Below are 13925 nucleotides of genomic sequence, written 5' to 3'. Positions count from 1 at the left end.
ATTGACTGCTGGCGCTTTCCACATAAAAAATTAGGGGTATCTGATGGTCATTGAAACGGTGTGCTAATTAACCATAAAACTTAATGGTTTTCAAGCTCGTTTGATGAGGTTATCAAATGCAGAATGTACCACTAGTAAAATTTGAAATTAATTTACTGATGTTTTGGAGAGCATCTTGCCCGTTTTTTATAATATTGTGAGCAGCCAGACTGCCTGTACCAATAAACCGGAGTACTCCCGGATTAAACACATCCTCACTGGGTTCTTCCAGCACAGTAAGAAGCATGTTTTCCGTCTGCTCATCATCCAGTTCAAGGTCAGGGATATTTAGCCCCTTCCACCGATCATCATTGTTCAGAAGATAGTGAGCATACACTTCTCCATGCATTTCAACATCCATTGAATCAAACAAGCTGGAACCGAATATCTGAGAATACTGATTAGCCTCACTGAATAGCTCCGTCACATTGACATCACTGTCTTTTGAAGCTGACTGTAAATCGTTAAGCTCCGAGATGATAAAGTCACGCTGGCGTTCCATAAACAGCTCAATATTGATAGAGCCAAGTCGGATTAGGTTCAAAAGTGTAGCATTGAGAGAAGGGTTAAATACTTCTCGAGCTTGTATTGCATAACTGGTGTTCAGTTGCTGTAGTGCATAGATGATTTGAGATTGAACCAAATTAAGCATACCTGATGGTAAGTCAACCGCAGTCTCCAGCCACGCAGACATATCCATCCTGGAAGCACAACGGTGCCATGCATGAGTGAACCCCCACATTGTGACGAGCGGTTCAAGCGCAATGGAATCTTTTGCTTTCACTGCATCGATGAGTGGAGTATCAATTAATTCGCTTCGTGCTAGGTCTACTGGAGCCTGATAGTGCACGCTCATGAGATATTCGCTCCAGCGATTCGCATCATTGCTAAATATTCGCTTCAATTGAGCATAGTTCGCCTGAAGTTTATCGGATTGATCGTCTGATGGCAGGCTTGCAGATTCATTTAGCTCGCTCTGGAACGGATCGCGCAGAAGGGTTTTGATATCATGATCACTATATCTCACCATTAAAATATAAAGCGCTATAAGAACAAAGCGTGAAGGTTCTTCAGAAGAGCCAACTGGGACCGTCAGATTCAGAATATAAATATCATTCACTAGCTTTTTAAGGAGGCGTGGTGTGATTCGAGGATACTGTAGGGGGCGCCAGCGTTCTATCAGTTGAATGACCTCCGTACAGGATGCCTCATCCGATTCGCTAACAGTCTGAGACCACATTTTTTTGAAAGCATTCTGCCATCCAGCTGTAATCAGAGGAGGGACACTGAAAGTGACAGGAATGCGTTTAGCAATAAACTCCCGTCCACTATACCCTTCCATCTCAAGAGATGAAGCTACTTGGCGTGCAGAGTATGGAATGATGACGCTAAAATGCTCATGTGTCGTTCCTACAATAAGCTCCATGTCGCTCCACAACTCTTTCACTTTCTCAGGTACAATCCTGTCAAGATTATCGATAATTAGAATGAAGCGCAGATTGTGGGGGAGTGTATTTTTATCTGTGAAACCTGACAGGGCATTGTGAAGTTCAATAGTCCCTACTTCGCGACTTATCATCCACTTTTCAGATATTGTATCAGTACTGTTGCGTTTAAATAGATCGCCAATGGTGATCGGCTCCTTATTCCCAGATTCGGGATTATCCTTATCTCTAGACTTGGGACTGAATACCCGTAGCCCCAGTAGTACGAATAGAAGTATCCCTGGAGACAGGAAACCAACAACTTCCAGTGACAAAACTAGTTTACTGACGGTCTTATCCATCATCAAAGTGTTGATGTCAATTAGCAGGAATCTGATCATCTGTACTGCCAACAACGAGCACAGGATGAACATAACTGTCCACCAACTCAATCTACTTTTTACATTTTTTTTGTATTCAACAATATTACCAAGAGCCTTATCCCGATAGGCATCAAGCCTATCCTGATTTACACCAGCGCCACCACTAAGTCCCTTATAAATAACTTCAATCAGTGCTTTCTTGGTATTACCATAGTGGTAACGCTCAGCATCAAACTCAATGAATCGATACTCATTACCCAGCTCACTCTTTAGAAGATTTATAATGGTTGACTTGCCAGACCCCAGCTCTCCCTCAAGTCCTACAATATTGTTATCTACCTCACGCAACACCTCAGCCATACGTTCAGCCACTTTTTTGTGACTTTCACCTTCAAATAAATCATTATCAGAAGGCAATTCCTGCTGTAGCTTTAACGGCATACTTTCCCCACAGAGATAAACAGATTGTTATTGGCACGAAAATATAATGGCAAGGTTACAGTGTATTCGTATTGCAACCGTTCTACTTGTTATCATAAACAAAATTTCATTATACATTTCAATATAGATTGGTGAGAGTTCTGAGCTTTTTTGCGTATTACCATGAAAGAGATCAGGTAATTATCGCTGTTTTTCAAGTTAGTTGTCGCTTAAGTTGTTTTTATTTCTCTATCAACCTGTCATTAGATTGTTTTTTCTCCGGGTTAAGCAAAACCTCATCAATGAAGTCCCAATTTCTGGAATGCCTGCTCCATCGTGCTGGATTTCGTAACTTTGCCTGTTGATAAACCTGTTTTCTTCTACAGAGGATATCTGCATCCTGACCGGTGTGTCTTTCGTTAGGGGTAACATATTTGATACTACTGTGCTTATGTTCATCGTTATATCATTTCACAAAATCATCGACCCAATATTGAGCACCTTCAATACAGAAGAAGCCCTCCTGAGGCCATTGAGGACAATACTTGACGGTCTTGAACAGGGATTCAGAGTAAGGATTATCATTACTCACTCTTGGGCGTGAATAAGAGGTTATCACACCCAAATCCTGCATTTTTGCTAACAAGGTATAGCTTCGCATAGGTCCACCACTATCTGAATGTAAGACCAGTTGGTTATTAATGCATTTTTCAGACCAGACACTGCGTTGAAGCAACTCGGCGGCATAGTCCCCTGATTCTTGCCTATAGACGTCTGCGCCGACTATCTTCCGACTGAAAATATCAACAATCATGTACAGATAAAAATGTTTTCCTTTCGTGGTACTGGGTAAATAGCTGATATCCCAAGTCCATACCTGATTGGGCTTGACTGCTTTCTGTGAATGTGGCCTTTTATAGTTTCCTTTTGGCTTACTGCGTGTTCGACACGATAACTGATTATGTGATTTTAATACCCGATAAAAAGTGGATTCAGAGGCTAAATAAATGCCCCTGTCAGCCAATGTTGGGACTATCAGATTAGGCGTGAGATCGGCAAATTCAGGAGAATTACAGGTTGTCAAAATAGTCTGACGCTCATCTTGAGACAATTGGTTATAAGGCGCTATCTGACGCGGTTGTGTGCGTTTATCACCAAAAACAATCCCTCTTTGAGTCCAACGCTGGAGTGTACGTATTGAAATACCAATGACCTGACAAGCTTCAGTTTTACGTGCGCCATTTTTCATGGCCTCTTCGACTAAAGAAACAATCTGATGCCGCTCTGGGAGTGAAATTAATCTTCCCCCTTGCTTTCCCAGAGGGCATTGAACTTTTCCCGCAAAACCAGCAGAGCCGCTGTTTCAGCAAGGGCTTTTTCCTTACGGGCAAGTTCTTTCTCTAATGCTTTGATTTTCCGTCTTTCTTCTTGCAGTTCCTTATTAATTTTATAGTGACCCTCGGTGGGTTTGGTTTCATGGGCCTGAATTGAAATTATCCGCCATTGCTTCACATCATCGACAAATAACCCTTTTTGGCGGCAGTATTCAGCCAGCTCCCGCTCCGACATAGTGGCTGTTTCAATAACAACAGCAAAACGTTGCCCTGCTGATAAATTGTTTTTTCCTGTCTCACGCAGCGGTACGTTTAATAGTCCTTTCTCCATAAGCTCGTTTCTCCACTTAGATACAACAGATGAACTCACATCAAGTTGTTTAGCAATTCGACGATGAGATCAATTATAAGGGGGTAAAAGCCACATTTGGCCTTTTTGTTTGAGATCAACTGGAACAGAATTGGCTGGCATAGTTATTTCCTTAAGTTAATTAATAAAGGGCGACAACTATGCTGACACAGGGGGTTATTGGGTGATCTACTTGGATGGTAATACGCACTTTTTTCCAAAATCATTCATTTTCATGTGCGTAAAATCAGACTTGGTGTTGCAAAGCGATAACAAAAAGCAAGATAAAAACTAAGAACCCGATATAGAGTAGTTATAGTCGAGGTTACGTTGTTCAAAAGACTCTCTACAGCAGCAGCCAGAGAAAACACTGCTCTTTTTAGAGAAAATAAAGCGGTAAAAAAAACAATGAAACTGTAGCAGTGGTCAGGAATCGGACTGATGGATAGGTGATCGGAAAAGTCCACTTCTGGCACCTAATAGTCTGTCAAATTAAGTTTTGCTCAGATTATCAACAATGCTAGAGCAGGTCTGAACTGATACAATTAAAATATCAGAATACGGTCAAATCGCTTATTTTAACGAGTAACGACTAATACACATGACATAACTAATTGAGGCTAGAATAATGCGTAAATTAGATAAATTAGGCATTGCAAGTATGATTGGCTTTGGGCTTGCTATGTTTTTTATCGGTCAATCCTCGTTGAGGATAATGTATAGTGAAGATTGTCATAATTATTATGACTTACTAATAGCTTTTGTATCTCTTTTTGGATTCCCGTATGTTTGTAAAAAAATAATTTCATTCATTTTTGATCCATGGAAATAAAGTATCAAGAGAAAACCATTTCCAAAATTTTACACCCTTGTACCTTTTGGGATTATGAAAATGAGGATAACTATCCTCCTTCTTCAGCCATAGCACTGTCAATCCCCATGTATATTTATTGATGAAGACTGGATTAACCCATCGTGTGTTTATAACGTCCGCTTCTGACCCAGACTGTGTAAAAACCGTGATTTCATCGAACAAATATCAATTTGGGTTGCATTTTAGCATCCGAATAGCGCTCATCACATTCACAATGTTCTGATGAAGATTGATGACTTAAAATATGAAGTCATTTAAATGCATCGTGCCTTGAACGTTGGGGGCAGATTTTGTGAAATTAAGCGACTTTATCGCTTAGCTCAGATTGATGGCTGTCATCAAACCGACAGTTCCCAGTATGGTCATCATACGTTTCAGGTTGTAAGCAAGAACACTAAGACTGATTTCAGTACTCACATTTTTGAGGCGTTTAGTCAAAAAGTGAGTCACTCCCATCCACATTTTTATAGTACCAAACGGATGCTCAACACTCTGTTTCCTTATCACCGGGAATTCCGGATTCTCGTCCAACCGTTTTTGCATGTCATCAATAATCGATTCATGTATCCATCGTCTTATACGACGAGGTTCTTTCTTTGAGGTCGTGCATTGAGATCGGATTGAACATTCATTGCACGCTAAATTGTTGAAGTAAACATCCAATTCGACGCCTTTCTCCATGACTTTCATTCGTTTTTGTAAACTTTTACCCGCCGGAAAAATGTATACATCACTGTCGTTATCGTACTTGAAGAGAGACTTGTTAAAAATACCTTTGCTCTTTGAACCTGAAGTGTCAATTTGTGGCACATTCGCCGAGATACCTTGATCATATGCGTCTTTGATATCATTTCGACTGAAATGACCTTTGTCGGCTAACACTGTAATGGATTTCTTTCCCAAAACCTTTTGGACTTGCTCGGCAACTATAATGTCAGTTGACCTCGGTCTGTTGTCATGACGATATCGTGGCAAACGATGAGAGGGTTCTTTGTATCGACCGCTGCTTGCACGTTGTAGCAGACTTGTCTTTCCATGGGGTGTGTTTTCATCAAGCGGGCATCAGGATCTGTCTGTGATATCTGTTTGTCTGGATGCTTATTAACTTGTTTTTCGAGTGCTTTTAGCTCAACTAAGCGCTGCTTTAGCCATGCTAATTTCGATGCTGCGACGGTTGGATCAGACTCTTTTTCGTTCTCATCTTTGGCATCCATCTGGCTTAAATATTTCTCGATGCTTTTTTCTACTCGCTCGATATGAAACTGAACTTTACTGGGAGTGTAATTTTTGGATTTATTATTGACGGCTTTGAATTTACTCCCATCGATAGCGAACACGGCATCTTCAAACATGTTGAATTGCCGGCATAACTCGACAAATTTACGGCAAACGTTTTTAATTCCCTTGCCATTATCTTTTCTGAAGTTTGCAATTGTTTTGAAGTCGGGAGATAAACGTTCAAGCAGCCACATTAACTCGACATTGCGGTTGCATTCCTTCTCCACCGCCGCGATGATTGAATTTGATTTAAATAACCGTAAATGTAGAGCTTGAGCATCATGGCAGGGTGATAACTAGGACGGCCAGTTGACTTTGGATCCACTCTTTCAAAACCTAAGTCGAGTAAATCTAGATATTCAACAAAGACATCAATAACTCGCACTGGATTATCTTCGCTAACAAAGTCGTCCATAAGTTCTGGAAAGAGCGTGGATTGATGCCTTGATTGACCTGCAATATGGTGAGACATGCTAGAATCTCCATGATTATGCTTACCAATCTGATAATACTGGATTTTGCTTTGAAATTGGATCGGTAGCTAAGACCAATTGTTCATAAGGACATCGCACTTAGGCTAAAAGGTGATCAAGAGTTTTTACACAGTCTGGGCCCAGAGCGGACTGTAAATTCAAATCAGTGAACGGATCAGGTCTGGTGTAAATCAATACAACATTATTCACCCTCAACATTCTGGTAATATACCTGCCGGATATAACGTCCCCGCCCATCACCATGCCCTAAATCCATTGATACCAGTGCCAGCGCTTCCCGCTCACTGAAGCCCTGTGCTTTATAATGTGCGCCAGATTGCTGTGCAAAATGATAGCGCATGCTGTGTGGTGCTTGTTTGCCCACCAGTCCGGCGCGTCTGACCACATAACGGTAACGGTCAATCGCCTGATGGATAGTGGGTTTATCAATTAATCTGCCGCTGCGCCCTGCCTGTTCGCGCTCGGCATACGCAATAGCCTGTTTCAAGGCTTGCCGATCCAGTATGACCGTCTGCCTTGGCCGCCCGCCTTTGGTGCCAAACACCACCCGAACTGACGTATGACCGTTTTCCAGCGCTTTTTTCCAGGTAGCTAAGGATTTATAGGCATCCACCGCTTCTTTGGTTCGCAATCCCAGCACATACGCCAGTTGCATCACGGCGGCCACGCTCCGATCTTTCTGCTCGACCTGCTGAAAAGCCGTCTGAAATTCTACTGAGGTTAACGCCATTTTGGTTCCCCGGCGATCCATATTGGCAATACCCAGTGCCCGGTTGCTCAGACGTGGATTATCGGCTGCCGCCAGCTTGTGTTTCCCGGCCTGCGTTAAAATGGTTCTTAGCGCCGCCATCTCATTTTGCAGGGTCCGGTGGCTGATATGCTCAGCCTTTCGCTGGGCAATGTAGTGCTCGATATATTTTGTTTTGAGGCTGTCCATCTGCCGGAGCTTAATATCCTTGTCTTTCAAAAAATTAAGAAATTTCCGGGCAATCCGCTCACGATCCGCCACCGTCGCAAAACTCCCGCCCGCTTGCCGGGCATGGGTAATAAATTCTTTTCTGAACCGTTCAATTTTCGAACGTGCCGATTTCTGCGCCATCCTCGCATCTCCTGAGCATTTGCTTTTTTTATTCATTTTTAAACAAATCCCTGCGTGTCGGTTCAGGTTCACCGTTCCGTGGTGCGTCAGATAATGTGTAGCAAGGCGAAGTTGTGTTGAGTTTTTGCAGGAGCTCGCGACGTGCTCAGCACAGCGATGACATGCTCCCCGTTCAGAGCCTGATTCAGTCAGGATGAACGCCTCATTATCGTGACGTGGGTAATTTCTCCTTTTTTCGGTATCAGCCTGTTGTCAGGCAGTGGGTTAAAAAACAAACGAAACAAGTCGATGCAGACAGAAAAAGACCCGTAACAACGGGTGACTTTGAGTAATACGGGGATCAAATGGGTCGTAAAGGCAGGCCGGATGTGCTCTGGACGTTGACCGCTTAGCGGCGTCACTTGGTAATCGCTGCGCTTTTACCCAAGTGACGCCGCACCACCGTGGACGCTGAAATGCTTAATGGCTTCTGTTCCTGTTACCTAACGGTTGTACAGGATTCAGGACGTTTATCGAAAGTTGCTCAAAACGCAGGTGAATATTTTTCAGAACGAGGCAAAGCAGATATTGCCCGTATTGCGTGGTAAGCCGGTGGTGGATCACACTGGATAACTTTCATCGCCGGACGGAGGGTTGTTGTCTGACGACATCTGCTTCCAAAAGTGCGCAGATGTACCGCGTGGTGTGCTCTCCCTTGCAGGCTACGGGAGATTTATTTCGCCGCTTAACGCTGATCCTCACAGGCACCGGATCATGGATAACAGTAAAATACCTTATCGGTTTGACTGAGTGCGGTCAAATTTTTGTTCGGTATTACGATGAAAAAAATCGCTTCTTTTTGGATGTCTCGTTTACCTATCCCTTAATAGCGCCAACAAACTATTCCGAATGACAGAACCGATAAGCAGCCATCAACTTTCTTAACGCAATATTTTTCACCACAAGGAAAGTTCTCATCATAATCGTGACAACACTCTCAGAATTAAACTGTAGCGATAGCCATGCTGAGTGCTTTAATTTATTAATAGGTCATCTTTATGGTGTTATTCACCCTTGAAATCAGACACACCAAAAGGTAACCGCGCTACATATTTATCTAAACCCACACAAATAACCACAGATACCAACTTAATATTTATTAAGTTGGTATTTATCAATGCCCGGCATTAAAAACCATCCTGACAGAAATAAATTTTCCCTGATGAAAATCACCCATTCATTTATTTCAGTGGTGAAAAATAAAAAATAACGCCCTTTACATTTAAAGTATTTTTATAAACAGTTCTTTTCATCCGATACACCACAATGAACGCAGTCTTATTCTTAAAAAATCACAATTAAAACACATCACTACAAAACCACCCTGGCGTGACACTTCATATTCTTGGCACAGGCACATCACTTAACATTCATGCTATAACACTCATCATTAAGAATAACCCCATACAACTCTTCCTCCTGAAATAATAGCCTGGTGTGGCTTCGCTAATAATTTTATATTGTAATTGTTTTATTGGTATAATAATTAATATATTTATCCGGTCAGCAAATTCTGCGAGTAATTAAGCCCTCATCCTGCAATAAGGTCAACAGAAAAATAGTCAAAAAGCGCACGAAATTGTACATTTTTTGCATACGATCATGTTTTTCATTTAAAAAAAATTGACGCCCAACTATTCTTATAAAGTGACATATCGAAAAATATTATGGAAAGTTATCAGTGAATAATGTAATGTCTGAAGAAAAACGCTGACAACATTATTATTTTTTGAAATGAAAACATCAGGAATAAAAAGAAAGTCTAATATTATTAGTAATATTGAGTACATGATGAGAAGGGAGGGTGAAAATAAATCCTCACTGGCTATGCGCTCAGGTGTTACAAGAACGACACTCTATAAAATTCTTGATGGTCAGATAAATAAAGTTCAACATTCTACAATCACCCGCATTGCCGACTTTTTCGGTGTCCGGTGTGATGTCATTGAACATTGCAACATCGAAGAACTGGATCGCATCGATAATACCCTCTCAGCCGAAGGGAACAGAAACCCGTCAGCTATTCCGCTTATTCCCCAGTCAGACATGTTAGCCAGTATGGAAAATCGTATCGGTCAGCTTGTCATGAAATACCCGGTCATCTGGGCCTTCGAAGAAGGCGCAAACCTGATTGGCATGACGGTGGAAACCGAGATTGATAAAATATTTTTCCCTGGTGATACATTAATCATTAAGCGCCATGCCGCCCCGGTTAAAAATCAGCCCTCGCTAATATATGCACCCGAAAAAGGATTTTATCTTCACGATATGTCTGGTGGCACAACAAAAAGAGTGTCAACCCTCCACGAACAATTCATTGGAAACATCATTGAAGAACGCATTTCGTAAGCAAAGGAGCATTAGCTGTGTCAAGTAACCAAAAATACAAACTACTGGGGTTCAGTCGCTCTTCCGAGGCGATCAGAGCCAATATCATGGTGTTGTCGACCGGGAAAAGTCTCAGTATCCCGTTAAAGGAGCTGGAAAGCAGCCAGGTTTCAGAGGATCTCAACAGAAATGAACTCAGGGAGGTTTATCGTCGGATTTATGGCAGTGAGGATACGGTCACCGCCTATGATCTCACTGACCGAAATGAACGCTCCTGGTTTGCCTATCTGGTGATTGCACTTTCTCTGGCCGTTATCTATATTTTTTGCACCGTCACCGGGATAAAACCCATCAGCATTCCCTATATGAATATGGTGATACCCGCGGCCGTCTTTTTTTACCCGTTCACCTTCATCCTTGTTGACATCCTCAATGAATTTTACGGTCTTCGTCTGGCCCGGAAGGCCATTCTTTTTTCATTTATTACCAATATATTGTTTGTTCTCGGTCTGATGTTCACCGCTGTCCTGCCCGGTCTTCAGGAATGGGGGTTAGCAGATGCCTACACGGAGATTGTGCACAGTATTACGGCTGTTCTGGTTGCGTCTTCAGTGGCGTATATTGTCTCTGAAAATGTCAATTCATGGCTGTTATGTAAAATCAAAGAACTGACCAACTCCCGTTATCTTTTTATTCGTATTATCACCAGCACCACGATAGCCGCCGCACTGGACAGTGTGATTTTTTGTACGCTGGCATTTTACAATACGCTGGATGCCGACACGATTAAAACCATTATTTTTTCCCAGTTTATTATCAAACTGACCTACGCCCTTGTCGGTGTCGGGCCTATCTATGCCACCCGGGCATTATTCAGAAAATATATCAACTCCTAGAAGAGACCCCACATGGATATTAAAAAATCAATAACACATCTTGGAACAAAAACCGATTACATACAAAATTACTCACCCGCGCTACTTGAAACCCTTCCGCGCTCACTCGCCCGCGAGGTTATCAATATCCGTTGTGAGGCATTACCTTTTCAGGGTTTTGACCTGTGGACGGCCTGGGAACTCTCCTGGCTGAACAGTAAAGGAAAACCGGTCGTCGCTATCGGCGAATTTACCATTCCGGCAACCAGCCCGGGGTTAATTGAATCAAAATCGTTCAAGCTGTATCTCAACAGCTTTAACCAGACGCAATTTGAAACGACCGATGAAGTGATTAAGGCCATGGAAACAGACCTGTCCCGGACCGCCGGTCAGCCTGTCGCAGTGAAACTGTATCCTCACCTTAATGGATACACTCATGAAATCAGTCAATTGGCCGGCCAGTCACTGGATGACCTGGATATTGAAATAGACGGGTATGACTTTGATGCGGCAATACTGGCAAATGCCGTTACAACGGAAACAGACAAAGTCTCTGAAACCGTGTATTCAAACCTCTTAAAGTCAAATTGTCTGGTGACCAACCAGCCTGACTGGGGCAGCGTTGTTATTCGTTATGAGGGGGCCAAAATTAATCATGAAAAACTGCTGCGTTACCTTATCTCATTCAGAACGCATAACGAATTCCATGAACAGTGTGTCGAACGCATTTATAACGATATCATGCAGTATTGTCGCCCCAAGAAATTAACCGTATTTGCCCGTTATACCCGACGTGGCGGTCTGGATATTAACCCGTTCAGAAGTAATTATGAAAGTGCCCCACTGACAGGACGACTCATCCGCCAGTAAGCCATATCATGCAGAGTGAGAGGTTATCGCCTCACTCTGTTCCCGTCAGTTCAGGGTAAACGGGGACGTAAATTTACAGGTCGTCACCGGTCAGGGATACAGTCTCCTTATCCCTTTATCTCTAAAGGGGATTTATCGTGAATACCCGTTAGTTCTGACAACTCGACATATTCCCCTGTCGTCAGAAAGATATTTCTGCGCCTCAGATTGTACAAATGATGGCAGTGCTCACACATATCAGTCACATTCACCGGATTTCTGATGGCCTTGAGTGTCCTGATGGCGTATTTACCACACCGACACCGCACAACATAAATGGCACTGTTTTTATTGTTACCCCGTTGTGATAACGGGCGGACACCTAACACCGTAAAAAAGCCATATTCATACCCCTGAACCTGCATCAGTATATTGATTAAACTGGGTTCTCTTTTATCTGAACGCAAATCATACGTTGTTTTGTAAGGAATAAAATGACTAAATCGTTTTTGACTTTTCTGATTCTTATCATTTTTATCAGTATCGCTCATCACTTTCCCTGACTCATTTCAGAATAGATTAACGTTCTTCACTGTAATCCTTTTCATTATTAATTCAATAGCGGAAACGCTAACCTTAATAGACAATTCAGATCCCACCCTGTTTTTTTATTATTATAAACAGCAAAGCCTCACGGGGTTCAACCCGCGAGGCTTCTATATTCAGTCTATTACCCGAAATAAACGATTTCATATAATAGAACATGAGAAGTATAACGTGTTTACTGTACGTCACCCTGAATGAAATAGCATTAAGTCATTTTTTTGTGACATCTCTCATGAACATTAATTAAATACAATGTCAAATATGAAACAGCGTAAAGAGGAGCGAGACAATACCGACCGGAATTAAAAACACCCATAAATAAATTCAATAACACATTCACATTAAACAATGCATTTACCTGAACCCTGAATAATATCATTCGCATTTTTTAATATTCAGGACAACAGTCAGTAATTTAAACCGCAAAAAACACACTCAATAGATCAACTGAAGCCAGCCGGATTTATTTTCACTTCCCTGAACGGCGAAGCCTCAAGGGGTTCAACCCTCGAGGCCTCTATACATTATTTATAACCGTCTACAACTAACAAAGAGAATATTGACAAGATAATACTGTGCCGACATTCACCCTGATTATAAAACAACATAAAGAAAATGGCAGTCATCAATTTTCTTTTTTGTGATGACACGCATGCCTATTAGGCTGAATCTAATTACCAACATAAAATAATAAACGCAACAAGAAAGGAAAAACCGACCTGAATTAAAAATTCATAAGTTAACAGGATAACACAGCCGCATTAAATAACACACTTACCTGAGTCGTTAAAAAGACGTATTTTCGTATTAACCACCGGGATCATGACAAACAAAAAGAAGAAAACCTTAACCAACAAGTTTAATTCAGTTTTATTTTTTCTTATCACTGATAAGTGACGAAGCCTTAACGGTGCCAACCATTAAGGCTTCTGGAAATAAACATGATAATTATAGCGTTATTAGTCTACGCCACCTTAAATAAAATAGCATGAATAAATTAACTTTTTTGTGATACCTATCATGTGCATTGCCTTCATGACATTCCCCCCTGCAACAGACCTAAAGACAGAAAAAGAAGATTAATCAGACCCAAGATAAGAAAAACTATCGATTAACGTCATTACACCTTAAATAAATGGGTTACCTGTTCTATTCAGGCAATTTATGTCCGCTTTCATTTTCAAAATAACAATCAACAGATAAAAAACAGGCACCACTCATACGACGTCAGGGATAATGACCTCTCCCTGACGTTTTCTCCCGGTTTAACTATTTCCCTTTCGACATCATCTTCTGCATCACCATCTGACCGAACATGCCGGCAGATTGCCGAACCTGCCCCACCCCCTGACTCATCATGCCCCCCACATCGCCCATCCGCACACCGGCCCAGGCCAGTGCGCCCAGCCAGACCATCGGCAGCACAATAAACAATGTCCCCGTCACCAGTCCCATGATTAAATCATCCGAGGTGTTCTGCATGCCCGCCAGATTAAACAGACTGTGGGTGTCTGAGCCATACAGGGCATCCAGC

General features: G+C 42.0%; 8 protein-coding genes and 3 pseudogenes. 5 read left to right on the top strand and 6 right to left on the bottom strand.

What is annotated here, in order from left to right; genetic code table 11:
* Positions 1-112: 112 nt before the first annotated feature.
* Together Xinn_RS17200 and Xinn_RS22485 are read right to left on the bottom strand one after the other, a co-directional pair.
* On the bottom strand, positions 113-2287 hold the full coding sequence (locus Xinn_RS17200) for a P-loop NTPase fold protein (protein ID WP_099137708.1): 2175 nt from the start codon (positions 2285-2287) through the stop codon (positions 113-115).
* Between the two features lie 220 nt (positions 2288-2507).
* Positions 2508-3988: pseudogene (locus tag Xinn_RS22485) on the bottom strand (IS3 family transposase).
* A gap of 589 nt (positions 3989-4577) precedes the next feature.
* Between Xinn_RS22485 and Xinn_RS17185 the strand changes: the two are divergent.
* Positions 4578-4781: a hypothetical protein gene (locus Xinn_RS17185; protein ID WP_086953988.1), complete on the top strand. Its 204-nt coding sequence runs from the start codon at positions 4578-4580 to the stop codon at positions 4779-4781.
* Between the two features lie 357 nt (positions 4782-5138).
* On the opposite strand, the pseudogene Xinn_RS17180 reads toward Xinn_RS17185, so the two are convergent.
* Together Xinn_RS17180 and Xinn_RS17175 are read right to left on the bottom strand one after the other, a co-directional pair.
* A pseudogene (locus Xinn_RS17180) lies at positions 5139-6573 on the bottom strand (IS1182 family transposase).
* Positions 6574-6776: 203 nt separating this feature from the next.
* A complete protein-coding gene (locus tag Xinn_RS17175) occupies positions 6777-7694 on the bottom strand; it encodes an integrase domain-containing protein (protein ID WP_086953989.1) in 918 nt (305 codons plus the stop codon).
* A gap of 455 nt (positions 7695-8149) precedes the next feature.
* Here Xinn_RS17175 and Xinn_RS23160 point away from each other — a divergent pair, with 455 nt between their 5' ends.
* The 4 genes from Xinn_RS23160 to queF all read left to right on the top strand — a co-directional run bounded on the left by Xinn_RS23160 (position 8150) and on the right by queF (position 11806).
* A complete protein-coding gene (locus Xinn_RS23160; RefSeq protein WP_280176149.1) occupies positions 8150-8281 on the top strand; it encodes a hypothetical protein in 132 nt (43 codons plus the stop codon).
* A gap of 1240 nt (positions 8282-9521) precedes the next feature.
* On the top strand, positions 9522-10082 hold the full coding sequence (locus Xinn_RS17170; RefSeq protein ID WP_169923600.1) for a helix-turn-helix domain-containing protein: 561 nt from the start codon (positions 9522-9524) through the stop codon (positions 10080-10082).
* Between the two features lie 17 nt (positions 10083-10099).
* A complete protein-coding gene (locus Xinn_RS17165) occupies positions 10100-10957 on the top strand; it encodes a queuosine precursor transporter (RefSeq protein WP_086953991.1) in 858 nt (285 codons plus the stop codon).
* 12 nt (positions 10958-10969) lie between these two features.
* Positions 10970-11806: an NADPH-dependent 7-cyano-7-deazaguanine reductase QueF gene (queF, locus tag Xinn_RS17160; RefSeq protein WP_086953992.1), complete on the top strand. Its 837-nt coding sequence runs from the start codon at positions 10970-10972 to the stop codon at positions 11804-11806.
* Positions 11807-11913: 107 nt separating this feature from the next.
* Here queF and Xinn_RS17155 read toward each other — a convergent pair whose 3' ends face one another.
* Together Xinn_RS17155 and Xinn_RS17150 are read right to left on the bottom strand one after the other, a co-directional pair.
* Positions 11914-12336 carry a hypothetical protein gene (locus Xinn_RS17155; RefSeq protein WP_086953993.1) on the bottom strand — a complete coding sequence of 141 codons (423 nt, stop codon included), beginning with the start codon at positions 12334-12336 and terminating at the stop codon, positions 11914-11916.
* Positions 12337-13660: 1324 nt separating this feature from the next.
* Positions 13661-13925, bottom strand: a pseudogene (locus Xinn_RS17150) (conjugal transfer protein TraG N-terminal domain-containing protein); the annotation flags it as partial.

Source organism: Xenorhabdus innexi, assembly GCF_002632485.1.
GTDB lineage: Bacteria > Pseudomonadota > Gammaproteobacteria > Enterobacterales > Enterobacteriaceae > Xenorhabdus > Xenorhabdus innexi.
This window is presented reverse-complemented; position numbering and strand designations above follow the sequence as displayed.